Here is a 17,858-nt window from a genome sequence, read left to right as displayed (position 1 = left end):
CATGCACGGTCGCAGCCATGACCCGGTTGCCGGCGCCACGCCGGGCGCGGTGCTGCTGCGAGAGGAGCTGCGCCGCGGCACGATGTCAGAGCTTTGCCAGCTGTCGCTCGGCGGGCGGACCATCTCGCTCGCGGCGGGCCATGACGCTATCTGGGTAATCGTGCGCCGCCCGGGGCGCGGCGGCATCGCAATGCGGGCGGCCTTCTGCCCGGCGGGCTATCGGCAAGCGCGAACGGTGCGCGCCCGGGAGGGCGAGGCTGCGCGGATCGAGGTCAGGAGCCCGATCGGTACGCACCGGATCGCGGTGCGCCTGGTCGAGGGTGCGATTCCGGTGCTAGAGGTGGCGACGAGCCTCGAGGCCAAGGTCCCGTTGCTCACCTCCTTCGTGCCGCGCGACCTATATCCGCTCGACGCGCGCGACGATCCCCTGGGTGCGGTCGGGCAGGTCGAGGCGGCACAGCGCGGCTTCAACACCGGCGCCATCTATTTCCGGCTCGAGGAGCCGGACTTCGGCAGCGTGCTCTATTGCCAGGACCTGACCCGCCTGAACCGCTACTTCGCCCTAACCGATACCAAGCCCGACGGCGCGGTCGGCGGCGTCTGGCCCGAGATCGGCTATCTCCTGCCGACGCCGCCGCAGCGTGGAACCCCGCCGGTCGATCCCTTGCCCGCGGGCGAGGAAGTCCTCCTTTCCCACGCCCTGATCGCCTTCCACGACGACAGCGATGGCGACGAGCAGGCGATGGCGCAGCGCTATCTCTCGCTGCTCGGCGCCGTGTTCGGCCAGATCGAGCAGCCCGACATCGCCTATCGCGACTGGACCGCTCGCGCCGAGGATTCGCTGCGCGACCTCGCCCGTTCGCCCAAGGCGACGATCCGCCATTATGGCCATAGCTATGTCCATCCCTACACCGCCGCCGAATATCCGGATTCGATGGTCCAGCTCTCCGTGCTGAGCGCGATCCGCGACTGGGAGGTATGGGCCGGCGGGAAGGCCGCCATCGGTGTCGACCTGGCGGCCGGGCTCGGCAAGTTCTACGATCCGAGGCTCGGAACGCTGCGCCGCTATCTGCCCAATGTCGGCAAGGACAAGGACAGGAATGCGGTCGACAGCTGGTATCTCTATCATCCGCTGTCGAAGCTCGGGCGCCTCGCCATCGACGGCGACAAGCCGGCGTTGCGGCTGTTCAGCAAGTCGCTCGACTACGGAATCCGCGCTGCCCGCCACTTCGAGTACAGATGGCCGATCCAATATGACGTGCGCGACTTCAAGGTGCTGCAGGCGGCGCGCGACGATGCCGGGCTAGGCCAGACCGATGTCGGCGGCATGTACGCCTATGTCATGCTCCAGGCCTTCGAGCTGACCGATGAGTGGCGATACCTCGACGAGGCGCGCGCGGCGATCGACGCGGCGCGCGAGATGCGCTTCGAGCTCAACTACCAGGCAAATCTGACCGCCTGGGGGGCCGCCGCCTGCATTCGGCTATGGCGGATCACCGGCGAGGAAACCTATCTGCGCCAGAGCTATGTCTACCTGGCGAGCTTCTTCCACAACACTGCGATGTGGGAATCGGAGATCGGCCATGCCCGCCACTATCGCAACTTCCTCGGCGCGACGGCGCTCCACGATGCGCCCTATATGGCGATGTACGAGTGCTTCGACAGCTTCGCGGCGTTCGAGCGCTATCTGAAGGACGCCGGCCCCGAGCTCGATCCCGCCGCGAAGCTGTTGATCTGCGAATATTGCCGCTACGCGCTCGACCGCGCCTGGTTCTACTATCCCGACGCGCTTCCGGAAGACGCGATCGCGCCGAAGCAGCGCCCGACCAACGGCCATATCGACCGCGCGCTCTCCTTCCCGGTGGAGGACCTGTATGTCGACGGGCAGCCGGCGGGGCAGGTCGGGCAGGAAATCTATGGCGCGGGCTCGGCCTTCGTCTTCGCCAGCCGCGCCTTTCACCGCGTCGAGGGTGCGCCCTTCCTGCTGTTCTGCGATCACTTCCTGCTCGGCCTGGACCGCCCGGGAGAGAAGGCCCTGCGCTTCCAGCTCGCGGGCAGCCCAGGCCGCGACGCTCGGCTCAGCCTGATCCGGGCGGGAAGCGCCGGGCTACCGGAATTCACCCTGTCGGCGCACGGCGGCAAGGCGTTGCGGCCGCGGCACGCGTCCGCGGGCCGCATCGAGTATCACGTTCCGGCAGACGCGACGATCGAGTTGCTCTGGTAGGCTAGGCGCCAAGCTCGGTCTTCATCGCCGCAAGACGCTGCTCATAGGCTTCGGCGAGCCGGCGATGGGCATAGGCCACGCCCATATCGTCCGCCTGCTCGGCGCGCGCGCGTTCCTCCCGGGCGCGCCGCTCGAGATAGTCGCGGTCCGCCACGTCGCCCGCCCGGCGGTCTCCCCATGGGTCGCTCATCGCCGCCTCAATGCGCGTGCGCCTGGTGGCGGCGGGTTTCCCAACCCTTCTTCGCCGCCGCCGAGCGCTTTGCCGCGCTTTGCGAGGCGCCGCCCTTCTCGCCGCCCTTGCGCGCGCTGTCGTGATTCTCCTGCTTGCCGCGTCCCGAGCCCGATTTCTTGCCGCCGCCGGACTCCTTGTTGACGGTCGCCCAGGCGCGGCGCTCGGCCTCCTCCTTGCCGACGCCGCGGTCCTCATAGCCTTCCTCGATATGCTTGGCCTTGCGCTTCTGCTTGTCGGTGTAACTGCTCTTGTCGCCTTGGGGCATGATCGCTCTCCCATCGTCTAACCGACTGCAACAACGCCCGATTTCAGCGGCCAGTTGCGCGCCATAACCTGGGTTATGCCGGGAACCCGCGCGTGTCCCTTTGGTTCGAGCCGGGAAGGAGAATGCAGCCATGACCGAGATTGCCGACCCGCCGGCCCGCGACCTTTCCGACGCGCATACCGAGATGCCGAGCCTCGAGGGGCGCAAGGCGATCGTCACCGGCGGGACCACCGGCATCGGCCGGGCGATCGCCGTGCTGCTCGCGTCCGAAGGTGTCGACGTGTTCATCTGCGGCCGCGATCCGCAGCATCTCCAGGACGGGCTCGGCCGCATCCGCGAGGTCGGCAAGGGCGACGGCATCAACATCGACCTCGCCGACCCCGACGGCGTCGCCCGCTTCGTGGAGGCGGCGAAGGACTATTTCGGCGCGTTCGACATCGCGGTCGTCAATGCGGCGATCCCGGCGCAGGGCGTGACCAAGATGAACGCGGAGGAGCTCCGCTATGCCATCGCCACCGACTTCACCGCCTATCTCGCGAGCGTCGATGCCGCGGCGGAGGTGATGCAGGACCATGGCGATATCGTCCTGATCGGCTCGATGAGCGCGCATGTGCTGGGGCCGGATTCCAGCGTCTATGCCGGGATGAAGGCCGGCATCGCCGGCTTCGCCGAAGCGGTGCGCAAGGAGCTCGGCCCCAAGGGAATCAAGGTCGCGCTGGTCGAGCCCGGCAAGACGGGCGCCGACTTTCAATATTCGAGCTTCACCGCCGAGGAGCAGGCCGAGCAGATCAACAAGGAGTGGATGTTGCGCGCCGAGGATATCGCCGTCGGGGTCCATTACGTCCTGACCCAGCCCCGGCGCGCCGTCGTCCAGCAGGTGACGATCGCGCCTCGCACGCAGGACAAGGAATGACCAGCTTCCCGGTCGACCGGCTCGTCTTCGGCCCCGACGACATCGACCTGTCGCGCTCTCCGCTGGCAGGGCATTTCGATGCCGAGACCTATGTGCTCGGCGCCTTCAACCCTGCGCTGACGCGGCTTCCCAACGGCAACCTGGCGATCTTCGTCCGGGTGGCGGAGGCGCTCCGCGATCCGATCGTCGACGGCAAGATCCACGCAATCCGCTGGCACGAGGGCCGCTACGTCCTCGATCCCTGGCCGCTCGAGCTGGTCGACACCGGCGATCCCCGCAAGTTCCTGATCCGCGGCGGTCGCTGGAAAGTGATGGCGCTGACTTCGCTCTCGTGGATCCTGCCGGTGGAGCTCACGCCGGATGGCCTCGAGATCGTCGAAGTCCATTACGACAAGGCGATCGCGCCCAAAGGCAGCTTCCAATGCTACGGCGTCGAGGATGCGCGCGTGTCGAAAGTCGGCGATCGCTGGCTGATGACGACCTGCTCGGTGAGTCCCGAGCGCCACTCGACGACGCTGTACAGCTCGCAGAACGGCCTCGACTTCACCTTCGAGGACGTGGTCCTAGACCACCAGAACAAGGACATGCTGATCTTCGAAGGGCTTGTGGACGGCAAATATTGGGCGCAGACGCGGCCGCTCGGCGACCTCTATTTCACCTATCCTCCGGGCAGCGAATGGCGCGGCGGCCCGTCGATCAATCTCGCCACCTCGCCCGACGCGCTTCACTGGAAGCCGCACCGCGAGCCCGGCATCCGCCCGCACGCGGCGACGATCGCCACAGCGCGGATGGGCGGTGGCACACCACCGATCCTCACCGATGCCGGCTGGCTGACCTTGTGGCACGGCGTCGAGCCCAAGGAGATCGTCGGCATCTATCGGACCTATTGGTCGATCCTGGACCGCGACGATCCCGCCAGGGTGTTGCGCACCGAGCATACGCCTTTGCTCGAGGCGGCGCCCGAACTGACCAGGCCGCTCGAGGACAAGATGTACGTCCGCGACGTCGTGTTCACCACCGGCATCGCCGATGCGGGCGACCATTATGTCGTGGCGTCGGGCGAGGCGGACCTCGCATGCCGTGTCACCCACATCCCCAAGAGCAGGTTTGCATGAAGGGTCGGCGCGGCATCGCCGCGCACGTCAGCGCCGGCGGACGCCCCGCAGTCCGTTGATCAGCGCCATCGCGGCGATCCCGATGAATGCCGCACTGGTCCAGGGACGCGCCTTGGCGAAACCCTTGGCCTTTTCCGTCAGCGGCGCATCGCCGGAGAAATGCTTGACGATGTCGTCGGTCAGCGCGGTCTTGCTGTTGGATTGCGGGGCGGAAGCGTCGTCGGTCATGCAAATCTCCTTGGAACACCGGCGGATAACGCGGTCGCCGCCTCGAAGTTCTCTCCGGCTAGCGGCGGAGCGACTATTGCCTGCCGAGGGCCGGTCCACGCTGGCCGTATCTGCACCGCTGAGGCGAAAACACGATACTGGAAAGACGCCCGCCTTCCAGTTGCAACCGATTCGCAGGCGGAACCGAACGCAATTCCGGACCGCTTAGATCGCGCGCAAGCGGGAGATCCAACATGGCTGAATTCACGGACGCAATCGCACTGCTCAAGGCCGATCACCGCAAGGTCGAAGCCTTGTTCGAGCAATATGAAGGCACCAACGGTGCCGCCGCGAAGAAGAAGATCGCCCACCAGATCTGCGTGGAGCTGAAGATCCATACCGCGATCGAGGAGGAGATTTTCTACCCGGCGTTCAAGGGTAAGATCGAGGACGATATCCTCGAGGAAGCCTATGTCGAGCATGACGGCGCCAAGGTGCTGGTCAACGATATCGAGGCCGGAGATCCCGGCGACGACTTCTACGACGCCAAGGTCAAGGTGCTCTCCGAGGAGATCAAGCACCATGTGCACGAGGAGGAGATGCCCTCGGAGGGCATGTTCGCCCAGTGCAGGGCGACCGATGTCGATCTCGTCGCGTTGCGCGACGAGATGCTGGCGCTGAAGCAGAGCCTGCTTGCGCAGGAGGAAGCGTCGGGGCTTCCCGTGGCGAAGCCCCGGGCCGTGAATTTGATCACCGCCTGAGCAGGACCGGATGCGGGCGCCGGTTCGCCCGCACCCTAAGCGCTTGCTGCCGAAGATCGCGAAAGGCCGGCTTGCGAATCGCTCGGCGGGAAATCCGCCCGGCAAGATGCCGAGGCCGAGACGGAAATGGAGAACGCCATGGATCGCGAATCCCCGTTGGAAGCGTTCGCCATCGGCTTTCGCCTCTGGCAGCTCGGCGTCGAGGCGAGCATCGTGATCGGCCTGCGGTCCTGGAAGATCGCGAGCGGCGGGAGCGGCGCCGGCGCCGAGGCGAGCCGCATGGTGTCCGAGAAATGGCTGGCACTGGTCGAGGCCAATACCCGCCTGCTGACGGGCAGCTATGGCAGCTCGCCGCACAGCGTGGCCGATGCTTTGCTGCGTCTTTATGGCGGCAAGGTCCGCGCGAACCGCAGGCGGCTCACCCGGCGCTGACCCCGATCGCACAGTACCGCGAAAAACCTTCGCAAATTCGCATAAGCATTCGCGCCGACGGTCCGGAAACCGCGCCGGCGTGGCAGGAACGGGCGCGGCGCTCCGATCGTTGCTCGGCGCGATCATGAAGTCGCGTTCGATTCCGCAGCCGATGGAGGCAGTGCTGGCCGACGACCTGCCTATGGGCGGCGGCTGGCAGTTCGAGCCCAAATGGGACGGATTTCGCGCGCTTGCGCTGCGCGAGGGAGAGGAGGTCGAGCTCTGGTCGAAGTCGGGCAAGCCGCTCGGCCGATATTTTCCCGACATCGTCGACATGCTGCGGGGCTTGGCGGCGAAGCGCTTCCTTCTAGATGGCGAGCTCATCATTCCCGTCGGGGACAGCCTGTCCTTCGCGGCCCTCCAGGCTCGGCTCCATCCGTCGGCTTCCCGCGTCGACAAGCTGGTGGCCGAGGCACCCGCACAGTTCATGCTGTTCGACTGCCTGCAGCTCGGCGAAACGTTCCTGGCGGACAAGCCGCTCGTCGAAAGGCGCGCTGCGCTCGAGGCCTTCCACGCGGCGCATGCATTGCCCCGGCTGATGCTGTCCCCTCGGACCGAGGAAGCGCAGGTGGCACGGAACTGGCTCGCCGGAAGCGGCGGCGCGCTCGACGGCATTGTCGCGAAGCCGCTGGGCGAACCTTATCGTGCCGGCGAACGCGCTATGCGCAAGGTCAAGCAACTAAGGACCGCCGACTGCGTCGTGGGTGGCTATCGGCAGGGCGCCAAGGGAAGCGTGTCCCTGTTGCTCGGTCTCTACGACGAGGACGGATTGCTCGATCATGTTGGCTTCACCTCGAGTTTCGCGGCCGCCGACCGAGCTGAAATCCTGCAAAGGGTGACCGGAGCCGTGGGCGAGCCAGGTTTCACCGGCGACGCACCGGGCGCACCGAGTCGGTGGAGCGGGGTTGCCAAGCCTTATGTGAAGCTGCGCCACGCGCTGGTGGCCGAGGTGGTCTACGACCAGGTCAGCGCAGGGCGCTTTCGCCATGGCACGCGGTTCCTGCGCTGGAGGCCCGACAAGGCACCGGCGCAATGTACGCGAGACCAGTTGATACGCGAACTCCGGCCCGCCGAGTTGGAGGTGATCCTGGCCAAGGCGTGATCTACCGGTCGAATCGCCCCGGGGTGGACGATCCGCAGGCGCGCGGCGCGAGCGGTCACCGCCGACATGTCATTTGGTCAAGGCGCGCCGCAGGCCGATCGGGCATGACAGGCAGTTCCGCGCGAAACCCAGGCTGAACTGTGGCGACAGATGGAAAGCGGCGCGCGACGGACGGATCGATGCAGGCCGGAACGGCGCGAATAGCGCATTGTTCTAACGAGATAATCTCCCGGAGAGACGAAGATGGGCGAGACTCTCGACACGCCGCAGCGCGACGATGCGCCACTGGCGACTTCCAAGGATTCGGCCGCGGTCGATGCGGCGACCGATACGCTGATCGACAAGCCTGGCCAGGGTGACGCCGACGTGCTGGTCGGTCGTACTGTGACGATCAACCGGCCGCGCGAAGAGCTGTTCGCCTATTGGCGCGACTTCGCCAATCTTGCGACGTTCATGGAGAATGTCGAACGCATCGACGTGCTCGATGACAGGCGCTCGCACTGGGTCGTCAAGGCCCCCGGCGGCAGGACCGTCGAATGGACCTCGGCGATCACCGAGGAGCGGGACGGCAGCTTCATCGCCTGGGCTTCCGAGGATGGCGCCGACGTGCCGAACAGCGGTCGCATCGACTTTCGCGATGCGCAAGGTGGTCGCGGCACGATCGTGACTGCGACGATCCTCTACGATCCGCCAGCCGGCGCGATCGGCAAGCTGATCGCGAAGATGTTCCAGCGCGAGCCGGCCATTCAGGCGCGCCGGGACCTGCGCCGCTTCAAGCAACTGATGGAAACCGGCGAGATCGCCACCGGCGCGCGCAACAAGCGGCTCCAGGACGAAGGGAAGAACTGATGCGCGCGAGTCTTTTTGAAGAGGGAGCACGCTGATGCGCGCACTGGCCTGGCACGGAAAGCACGACGTCCGCGTCGATACGGTCGACGATCCCGAGATCCTCAACCCGCGCGACGCGATCATCAAGGTGACCTCCACCGCGATCTGCGGATCCGACCTTCATCTCTACGACGGCTACATCCCGACGATGATGAAGGGCGACATTCTCGGCCATGAGTTCATGGGCGAGGTGCTCGAGGTCGGTCCCAAATCGACGCTGAAGATGGGCCAGCGCGTCGTGGTGCCGTTCACCATCGCCTGCGGCAGCTGCTACCATTGCGGCAAACACCAGTACTCAGCCTGCGATAACGGGCTGCCCGCCGATAACCAGGACATCGCCCAGGAACTGTACGGGCAGCCGATGAGCGGGCTGTTCGGCTATAGCCACATGACCGGCGGCTATTCGGGCGGACAGGCCGAATATGTCCGCATTCCCTTCAGCGACGTCGGCCCGCTCGTCATCCCCGAGGGGATCGAGGACGAGAAGGTGTTGTTCCTCTCCGACATCCTGCCGACCGGCTGGATGGCGGCGGAGAATGCGCAGATCGAACCCGGCGACACGGTGGCGGTCTGGGGCTGCGGCCCGGTCGGGTTGTTCGCGGTCCAGTCGGCCTTCCTGATGGGGGCCGAGCGCGTGATCGCGATCGACCATTTTCCGCGCCGGCTTGAGCTCGCGAAGAAGTTCGGTGCGGAGACGATCAACTTCGAAGAGACGCGCACCTACGAGGCGCTGATGGAGATGACCGGCGGCATTGGCCCCGACGCGGTGATCGACGCGGTCGGGCTCGAAGCGCATGGCTTCTTCGTCGACAATGTGATCGACCAGATCAAGGCAAGCACCTTTCTCGGCACCGATCGCATCCACTCGATCCGTCAGGCGATCCACGCCTGCCGCAAGGGCGGCCGCGTCTCGATGCCAGCCGTCTATGGCGGTTTCGTCGACAAGTTTCCCCTGGGAGCCTTCATGGAGAAGGGCCTGACGCTCAAGACCGGCCAGACCCATGTCCAGCACTACATGCCGGCGCTGCTCAACGCGATCATGGAAGGCAAGATCGATACGACCTTCCTGATCAGCCACACGCTGCCGCTCGAGGACGCGCCCAAGGGCTACAAGATGTTCCACGACAACCAGAACGAAGTGACCAAAGTCGTGCTCAAGCCCGGCCTGGCGCTGGCAGCGGAGTAGGGAAAATGGCGAACAAACTCGCGATCGTGACCGGTGCCTCCACGGGGATCGGGTTCGAACTGGCGACACTCGCGGCGAAGGAAGGCTATGATCTGATCGTCGTCGCCGACGAACCGCTAATAGATGCGGCGGCAGCGGACTTCCGGCAGTTCGGCACCGAGGTACAGTCGGTGCAGGCCGACCTCTCGACGCTCGACGGCGTCGAGGCGCTGCTCGCGACAGCTGCCGGCCGCGCCATCGATCTGGTTTGCGCGAACGCGGGCATTGGCACCGGTGGTCCTTTTCTCGAGCAGGACGTCGCGGCCTGGCGACATTCGATCGACACCAACGTCACCGGCACCGTCTATCTGCTCCAGAACGTCCTGCGCGACATGGTAGCTCGAGACAGCGGCAAGGTGTTGGTGACCGGCTCGATCGCCGGATACATCCCCGGGAGCTTCAATGCCGTGTACAATGCCACCAAGGCGTTCATCGACAATTTCACCGAGGCGCTGCGCAACGAGCTCAAGGACGCCAAGGGCGTCACGCTGACCACGCTGATGCCTGGCGCGACCGACACCGAATTCTTTGCACGTGCCGACATGCTCGACACCAAGGTCGGCCGGGACGATTCCAAGGCCGATCCTGCCAAGGTGGCGAAGGACGGCTGGGATGCGCTGATGGCCGGCAAGGGTCATATCGTGTCGGGCCTCGCCAACAAGCTGCAGGTGGCAGCTGCAGGGATCGCGCCGCAATCGGTGCTGGCGGAACTGCATCGGGGCATGGCCGAGCCTGGTGCCGATTCCGACTGACTAGTCTGGCCCAGGGTGGCGAGGCAAGCTTCGAGGACTTCGCGGCGAAGCCATCGCTGGCGCCGGCAAGAGCCGATCGCGAGGACGGCTAGCCCGGGGCGAAGTCCGGCAATGGCGTCCGGGTCGCGACGCGCTTCGCCGTTAGCCGGGCCTGGCCTTACCGAACAGGGTCCGTGGCTCCGCCCTCGCCGGCCTCGCGGATCGTCGCGAGCAATTCCTCTATCCGCTCGAGCCTGGCGAGCGGATCCTCGATGCGATCCCTTGCGATCAGCCGGTCGCCCTTCCGCTCGAGCGCGAGGGCCTCGAACGCGCGACCGCTATCGGGTCGCGGCGTCAGCGCGATCGCAGCCGGCCCGGCATCAATGCGGGCGATGCCTGCCGAGCGCGCTTCGGTTCGGACGCGGGCGATCGCAAGCAATGTCCTCGCTTCGGGAAGCAGCGATCCGAACCGATCTTCCAGCTCCTCCTCGATCCGATCGATCTCGCTCGACGATCGCGCACGGGCGAGCCTGATATAGAAAGTGATCCGGATCTCAGCTTCCGGAATCAACAATCCCGGGAGCCGGCCCTCGATGCCGAGGCGAAGATCGGGCGTCCAGCGCTCCACGGATTCGCCGCGCGCGGCGCGAAGCGCCGCCCCCAGCAGATCCTGATAGAGGTCTATGCCGATCAGCTTCATATGGCCGGCCTGTGCGTCGCCCATGAGGTCGCCCGCGCCGCGCATGTCCAGGTCCGCCGCGCTCACCGCGAAGCCTGCGCCGAGCCGATCGAAGGCCTCGAGCGTCCGCAGGCGCTTCAACGTTCGCGGCGCCAGCGCCTTGTCCGGGTCGGTCAGGAGGATGACCTGGCCACGGCGTCCGCCGCGACCGACGCGTCCGCGCAGCTGGTGGAGCTGGCTCAGGCCGAAACGGTCCGCCCGCCAGATCACCATGGTGTTCGCGCGCGGTACGTCGAGGCCGGCCTCGATGATGTTGGTCGCCAGCAGGACGTCGCCGTCGCCCCGCGCGAAGCGGACCATGGTCTCGTCGATCTCCGCCGCGCCCATCTTGCCATGGGCAGTCAGCACGTCGAGTTCCGGCACGAGCTCGCCGAGAATTGTGGCGAGCGGCGCCATGTCCTCGATACGCGGCACGACCACGAAGCTCTGGCCCGCCCGGCTGCGCTCGCGCAGCAGTGCCGCCCGTATCGCGGCCTTGTCGAACGCGGTGACCGCAGTGCGGATCGGCTGCCGCCGCGCTGGCGGCGATGCGATGATCGAGAGCTGCTGGATGCCGACAAGTGCGCTTCGCAGCGTGCGCGGGATCGGAGTCGCGCTCAGCGAGAGCGCATGGCCTGCCCCCAGCTTACGAAGGCGTTCCTTGTCGGCTGTGCCGAACCGCTGCTCTTCGTCGATGATGACCAGGCCTAGCCTGTTGTAGGTGACGCCCTTGCCGGCCACGGCGCCCGTGCCGACGACGACCCGGATCGAGCCGTCCGCGATGCCGGCTCGGACGCGCCTGCGCTCGGTCGGCTTGGAAAGCCGGGACAGACCCGCGACCTCTATTCCGGTTCCCTCGAACCGCGCGGCGAAATTTTCAAGGTGCTGGCGCGCGAGCACGGTGGTGGGGGCGGCGATCGCGACCTGATATCCCGCAAGCGCAGCGAGCGCGGCCGCGCGCAGCGCCACCTCGGTCTTGCCGTATCCAACATCGCCGATGACGAGGCGGTCCATCGGCTTTCCCGAGGCGAGATCGGCGCGCACCGCATCGATCGCCCTGGCCTGGTCCCGCGTCTCGGTGAATGCGAATCCGCCGGCGAATTTCTCATACTCAGCCGAGTCCGGCGCGAGCACCGGCGCCGTTCGCCCGGCGCTCGCCGCTGCGATCTCGATCAGCCCCGCTGCGGTCTCCGCGATCGCGGCGTCGATCGCGGAACGGCGCTTCTCCCAACTGGAACCGTCGAGCCTGTCCAGCGTCACTGCGTCGGCGTCCGCGCCGTAGCGCCACAGGCGATCGGCTTGGCCGATCGGCACGAGCCGCATTGCGCCCCCTGCATATTCGAGTGCGATCGCTTCCGTGTCCCCTGCCGGCGAGGCTCCGAGCCCATGGACGCGGCCGATGCCATGGTCCTCATGGACGACGACGTCGCCGATGCGGATCTCGTCCAGCGCGAAGACCAATGCTTGGTGGCTGTCGGCGATCTCATCGCCGCGTTCCGCCCGGCTGCCGAGCAGATCGGCGGCCGCAACGGCAACCAGATTGCCGCGGCGGAAGCCGCGGTCCAGGGGCACTTCCAGGGCGAGAAGGCGGCCAGGCTCGGCTCCGACGACGCTCTCCCAGTCCGGCATGTCCGTGATCTCGGCCTTTGCCGCCTTGGCGACGCGTGCGCGAAGAAAGCGCAGGTCGCGGGCGGTTCCGAGGATCGCCAGGGTGCCACCCCCCGCGAGCAGCGCGCGCGCGAATGCTCCAAAGGCGCGCATTGGGGATCTTTCCTCCACGAACCGGGGGACGGGAGCCGGTTCGGCTTCCAGCTCTATAGCCTTGCGCTCCGCGATCGCTGCGGACCAGTCGCGATCGCCGACGACGTGCCGGCGCGCCTTGCCAGGACGCCTCCGCTCGGCATCCGCGACGAGGGCGAGCAATCGACGCCGGCGCTCCTCCGCGCCGGTCTCGATCGCGAGCCGGGCGCCCGGGAGGTGATCGACGAGCGAGACGCCTTCGTTCCCAATATCCGGCTCGGCCACGCGCCCAAGCTCGCGCGCGTCGAGTTCCTCTACCGAACGCTGGTCGATCGGATCGTAGCTCCGGATGGAAACAATCACGCCATCGACAATCTCGACGCGCAGCGGAAGCTCGGCATCGGCCGGAAACACGTCGAGGACCTGGCCCCGAAGCGCCACTTCTCCCGGTTCGTCGACCCGTTCGTCGCTGACATAGCCAGCCTCGACGAGGCCGTCGAAGAGGCTGGCCAGGTCCACTGCCTCGCCGCGGACAACCCTGGGCGGCTCGGCATCGAAAGCCTGTGGCGGCGGGTAGCGATGGCCGAGCGCCTCGCCGCTGATCACCAATGCGATCCGGCGCTGGCGCTCGTGCGCCTGGGCGAGGCGGAGGCGGCGCAACGCAGAGACGCGTTGCCCGACATTCACCGGGGATGCCGGCGCGTCGTCGCCCGGAATCGCGTCGCTGCCGGGGCAGTAGATGATCTCTGCTTCGGTGAGAGCGTCTAGCGTCCGGGCAAGCGCCGCCGCCCGCTGTTCATCGCCAGCGGCGACGATGACGTCTTCCAAGGCAAGGATCTCGGCCAACTGGGCCGCGGCCGCGCCGATCGGGGCGGGGCGCACCTTATCGGGGGTAGCGAGGGCGCGGACCGCAGGCTCGGGCATGGATGACACGCTGTTCTACCTTTCGAATGGGAAGGTCATGCCAGCCGGAGGCTGGGCAAGCGTCCTCCGGGGAGCCGCATCCCCACGCGCTGGGCGCAGACGGCGAGCCGCACCCGAGCGGCCGATGCCGATCACGACGCATGGTCCAGCACGACTTTCACGGGCCAGTCGCCGCCGTCGAGCGGCTCGATCGCGTCGAAGAGGTTGCGCGGCATATCGAGCGCCAGGAAGTCGCAGCCGAAACGGATCGCCTGGCGCGGCACTGCGCGCAGCGCCTCGCCAATCCCGGTGGGCGGTCCGCTCGCCACTACCACATAGCTGATCTCGCCGGTCGCGCATTCGACAAGCCCCTCGACCGCCTTCCCCACGCGGTCGCCGACGCTGTCGACGACGGGCATCCCGGCCAGGCCGGTGGCAGTGAACAGCGATGGCGCGGCGGCGCGCCGGCTCGCCTCGGAGGCGGACTTCCCGCCATCCTCATAGACGCGCTGGCGGCCCAGCCAGCGCCAGATCCCCACCGCGTTGACGAGCGTCAGGAAGCAGTTGGTCGCGAGCAAATTGGTCTGTCCGCTGGAAAGGCCGACCGTCGCCCAGCCGAGCGATCCGACGGTGAAGACGACGAAGCCCCATCCCGTCAAACGGGCACCGAGGTTCGCGGCGGTCATCATCGCCGCGATCATGGTCGCGCAGGGCGCTACCCAGCCAGTAATCGCAATAAGCGTGGCGACCTCCGATGATTGTCCGGTCGCGACGCGCAGGTCGCGGCCTTTGCCAAAGTGGCGCGTCGCCCTATGGCGTCGGTGCGCTGCTCAACTCGAAAGCGGGCACGGCGTTCCTCAGAAATCTCGCGCTCGCTCAGGCACTTGCTTCAGGTTAAACCCCTAGGCGACGGTTGGGAGCATGGTTGCAGCAACAGTTTGTTACAATCCGGCCGCTCGGGCGTTGCAGCGTTTCCCAATGAGGAAGCCAGATTTGCCGATGCCACTCCCAGCCGACCGCAAGACCATGTTGGAAAGTCGCCGCGCCATGAAGATGGCCCGGTCCGCGCACGCCTTCGTCCGCGGCAACACCGCCAAATTCTACGAATGGCTGGCGGCATCGCCCGCCGCGCGCCGGATCCCGCAGGGGCCGGCGATATGGATTTGTGGCGACTGCCACCTCGGCAATCTCGGACCGCTCGCCAACGAACTGGGCGACGTGGAAATTCAGATCCGCGACCTCGACCAGGCCGTCATCGGAAATCCGGCCCACGACCTGATTCGCCTGGGCCTGTCGCTCGCGACGGCGGCACGCGGTTCCGATCTTCCGGGTGTCGTGACCGCTCGAATGATGGAGGAAATGGTGGATGGCTATGGCGCGGCGCTGCGCGATCCCGATCGGGACGACCCCGGTGTGGAGCCCGAGCTCGTCCGCAGCGTCAAGCGGCGAGCGCTGGGACGCCGCTGGAAACACCTTGCCAAGGAGCGCCTGGACGCGATCGAGCCGAGGCTGCCGCTGGGCAAGCGCTTCTGGGCGCTGGACCCCGACGAGCGTGCCGCGCTGCAAAGCCTGTTCGAGGATGGCGATGTCGCGCGGCTGATCCTGTCGCTCGACCGCAAAGGGAAGGCGCGCAGCGTCCGGCTCGTCGATGCAGCCTATTGGATGAAAGGCTGCAGCTCGCTCGGGTCGCTGCGTTTCGCGGCGATCGTCGGCTTGGAGACGGGCAAGGGGAAATCGGAATACGCCTTGATGGATTTGAAAGAGGCGGTCGAGCCGATCGCGCCGGCCTATCGGGGCGCCCGCCTGCCCAAGGACCAGGGGGAAAGGGTTGTCACCGCCGCGAAGGCACTCTCGCCTCACCTCGGCTCGCGCATGATGCCCGTGCATATGCTGGGCCGCAGCGTGGTGCTGCGCGAACTGGCGCCCCAGGACCTCAAGATCGAAGTCGAGCAGTTCAGCCAGGGACAGGCGATTAAGGCTGCACGCTATCTCGCCTTCGTGGTGGCCAAGGCGCATGCGAGGCAACTCGACGCCCATGACCGCAAGGCGTGGGGGGAGGCGCTTGACGCCGACCGGCGCGGATTGATCGACGCCCCCTCTTGGCTCTGGGAGAGCGTCGTTTCCCTCGCAGGGAGCCACGAGGCGGGGTATCTCGAGCATTGCAGGCGCTACGCGCTGGCCGCCTGACGCACGCCCTTCCTTGCGATCGTCGCGTCCCCGGTGGCGGACGGCCTGACTCTGCCGGCGAAAGGGAACTGGGTGCATTCGCGTCGGTTGAAAGCGCGAATTCCGACGGGAGCAAATCACATGACGACGACTCCGACAGAAGCCGCCGGCGCCGCCGCGGCGCCCGAGGCGCCCGAGGCGGCGTCGCCCTCGGCACTGTCCCACATCGCCAGCCGCATCGGCACCTCGAGCAATGCCCTTGTCGACCAGGGTATCGCGCGGCTTGGCCGGATTGCCGAAGAGCGAAAGGCAGGAGCTGCCGATGCCGTCGGCACCGTCGTCGAGATCGTGCGCCAGTTCGGCGACGATGCCGGGGAAAGATTTGGCGATACTGCCGGAAGCGCCGTCCATCGTGGTGGAGACGCCCTCGATCGGCTCGCGAAGACGGTGCGGAACACGCAACTGGACGAAATCGCCGACGGCACGCGGCGCGTCATCGGGCGCAACCCGGTGATCGCGATCGGCGCGGCCTCGCTGCTGGGCTTCGCGGCCGGACGCATTTTCAAGGCCGGGCTGGTTCGGTCCGGGTCCGGTAGCCAGGCACGCGCAAAGGAGGCACTCGCATGACCCGTCAGACCGCTACGAAGCTCAACGCCGCCACGAGCCAGGCACGGGGCGCGCACAAGGCACGCCGCATCGACACAGGCCGCGCCGTGATCGCCGGCGCTGGCGGTCGCCTCGGCCGGCTGGCATCGGCAGGTGCGCGGCAGGTCGCGGAAAATCCGATTACCGCCGCGCTTGGTGCCGCCACGATCGGCGCCGGAATCGCGCTGCTGTTGCCCGTAACGCGCCGCGAAGCCGAGGTTCTCGGTCCGCTCGCGGACACGCTGGAGGACGTCGCGCGCGGCGCCACGGAGAGTGCGATCGATATCGGCCGGCAGGAAGTGAAGGAGTTGGCGCAGACTGCGATTGCGGGCGTCGGTGGCGCCATGGTCGAATCGATGCTGGCTGGCGACACCGCCACAGGCGGCAAGTCCTAGCGTTGTGTTTCGCCGGTGGCGTGGGGACTTCGGTTGCCAGCCGTTGCTGCCATTCTGATGACGACCGGCTATAACGAGGATCTTGTCGCGGATATTCCGCGCGGCACACAGCTCGACGTGGTCGGCAAGCCCTATCGCAAGGGGAGCTAGCGGACCGGGTTCGGATCGCGCTCGACCGCCGCAGCAGCCGTCGCGGGACGATATGGGCGACTTCGGACCCAAGGAGGGCTAGGCGGCGTCCCGCACGTCGACCAGCCCGGCGAAGGTGCCGCGGATCGACGGATCGGTATCCCGGCAAAGTGCGGCGATACGGCCGCCGAACTGGTCCTGCGTCTCCTGGAAGCTGCGGCGGGCCATCGACCATTCGCCGAATTCGCGCCGCGTGGTTTCGCGCCGCGAGAGAAGCACCAGCGCATGGTGGCGAGGGTCGGCGATGATGCGAAGGAAGACGTCCTCGACCGCGGTCTTCGGTCCTTCGAGCGCCTGGAGAAACCGACGCCCATCGGTGTAGAGAAGGCCGGTGATCTCGTCGCGCGCATTGTTGCGCTGCGCCTGTGCAAGGAGCTGGTCGAGATCGATGACTTCGTTCTTGCGCGCCGAGCTGATGTAGAGAAGTTGCAGCATCGAATTCTCCTTGCAGAGGTCATCTGGGCGCTAACTACCTAATAAATCACGAATTAACCCAGATCAGGACTCGTGTCGGGCAAACGGTATCGTGGGTTCGAGCGTGATAGGGGGCGAACTTGCCTGCCGCGCTATGATGGGCGAACTCCGCTATGGACCGTGCATGGCAGCAAGCCGGCGGAGCGAAGATCATGTCTCGCCGTGCGACGCAGGATCGGCAACCAACAGGACGCCGCGGCCCGAGGCGGCCAGCTCGACCTGGTCGAGCTGGCGCAAGAGATCGTCGAACCCTCCATCGGCCGGCACTGGTATCGCGCCCCGGAAGCTTTCTCCCAGCCGTTCCGGGTCCTGCCGGGTAAGCAGACCAATGGCGACGATACGAGGATCCGACACAATGATTTCCTGCACTTAGCTGACTTCAGGGCATACTTTCCACGCGGTGATATCAACCCCTTGGCAACGCGCACGTTCCGCCCACAGTCATAACTGGCCCGCCGTTTGAGCTATGCTCGCCCCTCGGGCGCGCTCCGGTC

19 protein-coding genes are annotated in these 17,858 nt (G+C 66.7%); 12 read left to right on the top strand and 7 right to left on the bottom strand.

Going from position 1 to position 17,858, the window contains the following annotated elements; genetic code table 11:
* Position 1 precedes the first annotated feature (1 nt).
* Complete coding sequence (locus AC1RJ5_RS09400; protein WP_493112937.1) at positions 2–2,224, top strand: hypothetical protein; 2,223 nt, start codon at positions 2–4, stop codon at positions 2,222–2,224.
* A 1-nt stretch (position 2,225) separates the two neighbouring features.
* Here the strand turns inward: AC1RJ5_RS09400 and AC1RJ5_RS09395 are convergent, their stop codons facing one another.
* On the bottom strand, positions 2,226–2,414 hold the full coding sequence (locus AC1RJ5_RS09395) for a hypothetical protein (RefSeq protein WP_493112935.1): 189 nt from the start codon (positions 2,412–2,414) through the stop codon (positions 2,226–2,228).
* Between the two features lie 7 nt (positions 2,415–2,421).
* Positions 2,422–2,721, bottom strand: coding sequence for a plasmid stabilization protein (locus AC1RJ5_RS09390; protein WP_493112933.1), 300 nt, complete (start codon positions 2,719–2,721; stop codon positions 2,422–2,424).
* 130 nt (positions 2,722–2,851) lie between these two features.
* Between AC1RJ5_RS09390 and AC1RJ5_RS09385 the strand changes: the two genes are divergently transcribed.
* Both AC1RJ5_RS09385 and AC1RJ5_RS09380 read left to right on the top strand, forming a co-directional pair.
* Entirely contained in the window at positions 2,852–3,634 is a 783-nt protein-coding gene (locus AC1RJ5_RS09385) for an SDR family oxidoreductase (RefSeq protein WP_307117720.1), read from the top strand.
* Positions 3,631–4,749, top strand: coding sequence for a glycoside hydrolase family 130 protein (locus tag AC1RJ5_RS09380; protein ID WP_493112930.1), 1,119 nt, complete (start codon positions 3,631–3,633; stop codon positions 4,747–4,749). Before AC1RJ5_RS09385 ends, AC1RJ5_RS09380 begins: the two co-directional genes overlap by 4 nt.
* 27 nt (positions 4,750–4,776) lie before the next feature.
* On the opposite strand, the gene AC1RJ5_RS09375 is transcribed toward AC1RJ5_RS09380, so the two are convergent.
* Positions 4,777–4,977: a hypothetical protein gene (locus AC1RJ5_RS09375; RefSeq protein ID WP_269574116.1), complete on the bottom strand. Its 201-nt coding sequence runs from the start codon at positions 4,975–4,977 to the stop codon at positions 4,777–4,779.
* Between the two features lie 233 nt (positions 4,978–5,210).
* Here AC1RJ5_RS09375 and AC1RJ5_RS09370 point away from each other — a divergent pair, with 233 nt between their 5' ends.
* The 6 genes from AC1RJ5_RS09370 (at position 5,211) to AC1RJ5_RS09345 (ending at position 10,155) form a co-directional block, all read left to right on the top strand.
* Entirely contained in the window at positions 5,211–5,717 is a 507-nt protein-coding gene (locus AC1RJ5_RS09370; protein ID WP_493112928.1) for a hemerythrin domain-containing protein, read from the top strand.
* A gap of 138 nt (positions 5,718–5,855) precedes the next feature.
* Positions 5,856–6,149 (top strand): hypothetical protein, encoded by a 294-nt coding sequence (locus AC1RJ5_RS09365; protein WP_269574118.1) that lies wholly within the window; start codon positions 5,856–5,858, stop codon positions 6,147–6,149.
* A gap of 79 nt (positions 6,150–6,228) precedes the next feature.
* Positions 6,229–7,290, top strand: a complete 1,062-nt coding sequence (locus AC1RJ5_RS09360) for an ATP-dependent DNA ligase (RefSeq protein ID WP_493112926.1) — start codon at positions 6,229–6,231, stop codon at positions 7,288–7,290.
* Between the two features lie 243 nt (positions 7,291–7,533).
* Entirely contained in the window at positions 7,534–8,139 is a 606-nt protein-coding gene (locus AC1RJ5_RS09355) for an SRPBCC family protein (RefSeq protein ID WP_269574120.1), read from the top strand.
* Between the two features lie 34 nt (positions 8,140–8,173).
* Positions 8,174–9,364 (top strand): zinc-dependent alcohol dehydrogenase, encoded by a 1,191-nt coding sequence (locus AC1RJ5_RS09350; RefSeq protein WP_269574121.1) that lies wholly within the window; start codon positions 8,174–8,176, stop codon positions 9,362–9,364.
* A gap of 5 nt (positions 9,365–9,369) precedes the next feature.
* On the top strand, positions 9,370–10,155 hold the full coding sequence (locus AC1RJ5_RS09345) for an SDR family NAD(P)-dependent oxidoreductase (protein WP_269574122.1): 786 nt from the start codon (positions 9,370–9,372) through the stop codon (positions 10,153–10,155).
* A gap of 157 nt (positions 10,156–10,312) precedes the next feature.
* Here the strand turns inward: AC1RJ5_RS09345 and AC1RJ5_RS09340 are convergent, their stop codons facing one another.
* The gene (locus AC1RJ5_RS09340) at positions 10,313–13,516 is read right to left on the bottom strand and encodes a helicase-related protein (protein ID WP_493112922.1); all 3,204 of its coding nucleotides are present in this window, start codon (positions 13,514–13,516) and stop codon (positions 10,313–10,315) included.
* Positions 13,517–13,647: 131 nt separating this feature from the next.
* Positions 13,648–14,196, bottom strand: coding sequence for a PRC-barrel domain-containing protein (locus AC1RJ5_RS09335; protein WP_493112920.1), 549 nt, complete (start codon positions 14,194–14,196; stop codon positions 13,648–13,650).
* 346 nt (positions 14,197–14,542) lie between these two features.
* Between AC1RJ5_RS09335 and AC1RJ5_RS09330 the strand changes: the two genes are divergently transcribed.
* The 3 genes from AC1RJ5_RS09330 to AC1RJ5_RS09320 all read left to right on the top strand — a co-directional run bounded on the left by AC1RJ5_RS09330 (position 14,543) and on the right by AC1RJ5_RS09320 (position 16,701).
* A complete protein-coding gene (locus tag AC1RJ5_RS09330) occupies positions 14,543–15,682 on the top strand; it encodes a DUF2252 family protein (protein ID WP_493112918.1) in 1,140 nt (379 codons plus the stop codon).
* 120 nt (positions 15,683–15,802) lie between these two features.
* Positions 15,803–16,288, top strand: coding sequence for a hypothetical protein (locus tag AC1RJ5_RS09325; protein WP_493112916.1), 486 nt, complete (start codon positions 15,803–15,805; stop codon positions 16,286–16,288).
* The gene (locus tag AC1RJ5_RS09320; RefSeq protein ID WP_307117730.1) at positions 16,285–16,701 is read left to right on the top strand and encodes a hypothetical protein; all 417 of its coding nucleotides are present in this window, start codon (positions 16,285–16,287) and stop codon (positions 16,699–16,701) included. The genes AC1RJ5_RS09325 and AC1RJ5_RS09320 overlap by 4 nt, the downstream gene beginning before the upstream one ends.
* A 228-nt stretch (positions 16,702–16,929) precedes the next feature.
* Here the strand turns inward: AC1RJ5_RS09320 and AC1RJ5_RS09315 are convergent, their stop codons facing one another.
* Positions 16,930–17,325, bottom strand: a complete 396-nt coding sequence (locus AC1RJ5_RS09315) for a BLUF domain-containing protein (protein WP_269574127.1) — start codon at positions 17,323–17,325, stop codon at positions 16,930–16,932.
* Between the two features lie 189 nt (positions 17,326–17,514).
* Complete coding sequence (locus AC1RJ5_RS09310; RefSeq protein WP_269574128.1) at positions 17,515–17,718, bottom strand: hypothetical protein; 204 nt, start codon at positions 17,716–17,718, stop codon at positions 17,515–17,517.
* Between the last annotated feature and the right edge of the window lie 140 nt (positions 17,719–17,858).

Source organism: Sphingomonas sp. GW822-FHT03G08, from assembly GCF_058801135.1.
The sequence above is the reverse complement of the archived record's forward strand: the minus strand, read 5'-3'. Positions and strand labels throughout refer to the sequence as shown.

Bases quoted from the DNA above. Each gene is read 5' to 3' on its own strand.
- AC1RJ5_RS09400 (WP_493112937.1), top strand. From the start codon at position 2: ATGCACGGTCGCAGCCATGACCCGGTTGCCGGCGCCACGCCGGGCGCG.
- AC1RJ5_RS09395 (WP_493112935.1), bottom strand. From the start codon at position 2,414: ATGAGCGACCCATGGGGAGACCGCCGGGCGGGCGACGTGGCGGACCGC.
- AC1RJ5_RS09390 (WP_493112933.1), bottom strand. From the start codon at position 2,721: ATGCCCCAAGGCGACAAGAGCAGTTACACCGACAAGCAGAAGCGCAAG.
- AC1RJ5_RS09385 (WP_307117720.1), top strand. From the start codon at position 2,852: ATGACCGAGATTGCCGACCCGCCGGCCCGCGACCTTTCCGACGCGCAT.
- AC1RJ5_RS09380 (WP_493112930.1), top strand. From the start codon at position 3,631: ATGACCAGCTTCCCGGTCGACCGGCTCGTCTTCGGCCCCGACGACATC.
- AC1RJ5_RS09375 (WP_269574116.1), bottom strand. From the start codon at position 4,977: ATGACCGACGACGCTTCCGCCCCGCAATCCAACAGCAAGACCGCGCTG.
- AC1RJ5_RS09370 (WP_493112928.1), top strand. From the start codon at position 5,211: ATGGCTGAATTCACGGACGCAATCGCACTGCTCAAGGCCGATCACCGC.
- AC1RJ5_RS09365 (WP_269574118.1), top strand. From the start codon at position 5,856: ATGGATCGCGAATCCCCGTTGGAAGCGTTCGCCATCGGCTTTCGCCTC.
- AC1RJ5_RS09355 (WP_269574120.1), top strand. From the start codon at position 7,534: ATGGGCGAGACTCTCGACACGCCGCAGCGCGACGATGCGCCACTGGCG.
- AC1RJ5_RS09350 (WP_269574121.1), top strand. From the start codon at position 8,174: ATGCGCGCACTGGCCTGGCACGGAAAGCACGACGTCCGCGTCGATACG.
- AC1RJ5_RS09345 (WP_269574122.1), top strand. From the start codon at position 9,370: ATGGCGAACAAACTCGCGATCGTGACCGGTGCCTCCACGGGGATCGGG.
- AC1RJ5_RS09340 (WP_493112922.1), bottom strand. From the start codon at position 13,516: ATGCCCGAGCCTGCGGTCCGCGCCCTCGCTACCCCCGATAAGGTGCGC.
- AC1RJ5_RS09335 (WP_493112920.1), bottom strand. From the start codon at position 14,196: ATGATCGCGGCGATGATGACCGCCGCGAACCTCGGTGCCCGTTTGACG.
- AC1RJ5_RS09330 (WP_493112918.1), top strand. From the start codon at position 14,543: ATGAAGATGGCCCGGTCCGCGCACGCCTTCGTCCGCGGCAACACCGCC.
- AC1RJ5_RS09325 (WP_493112916.1), top strand. From the start codon at position 15,803: ATGACGACGACTCCGACAGAAGCCGCCGGCGCCGCCGCGGCGCCCGAG.
- AC1RJ5_RS09320 (WP_307117730.1), top strand. From the start codon at position 16,285: ATGACCCGTCAGACCGCTACGAAGCTCAACGCCGCCACGAGCCAGGCA.
- AC1RJ5_RS09315 (WP_269574127.1), bottom strand. From the start codon at position 17,325: ATGCTGCAACTTCTCTACATCAGCTCGGCGCGCAAGAACGAAGTCATC.